At 40.4% G+C, this 428-nt stretch carries 1 protein-coding gene; it reads left to right on the forward strand.

All coding sequences use genetic code 11. The features are described 5' to 3' along the window. Positions 1-361: hypothetical protein (locus GQ593_RS13470; protein ID WP_160432480.1), on the forward strand; the 361-nt coding region annotated here is incomplete at its 5' end. Between the last annotated feature and the right edge of the window lie 67 nt (positions 362-428).

The following is a 428-nucleotide window of genomic DNA, read 5'->3' on the forward strand; positions in this document are numbered from 1 at the left end:
TGGATCTGTTGTTGGCGCCACGCCGTCATCAAATTCTAAACATGCTGATCGTCGGATTGGTGCTGGTATGTTCGGAGAGTGGGGGAACTTAACAGAGTATAGATGGGATCATGGAGGGAATAATTACTGTAAACAAAACCTTCATGACCCAGGATGCTTTGGATGGGCTTCCTGGGTAAGTGATTTTCATGCTGATGTTGATCATAATCCTAATAATAATCCGAATTGGAGGCCATTTCATGCTTCGTACTTTGTTAATTTAGAATATGATGGTTTAATAAGTGATTATATTGACCTGACCCCCGACGATGGGTATCCTGATGATGGTGCTGGTTTTAGTGCGTTATGTGTTACTCCTTAGTCTTTAGCGCTTAATTATTAATTTTTGCGTTGTAGGAGAATAAAGGATAACAGATAGAAGAAATCCC

Origin of the sequence: Gilliamella sp. Pas-s25 (assembly GCF_009795885.1) — a bacterium.
Classification (GTDB): Bacteria; Pseudomonadota; Gammaproteobacteria; order Enterobacterales; family Orbaceae; genus Gilliamella.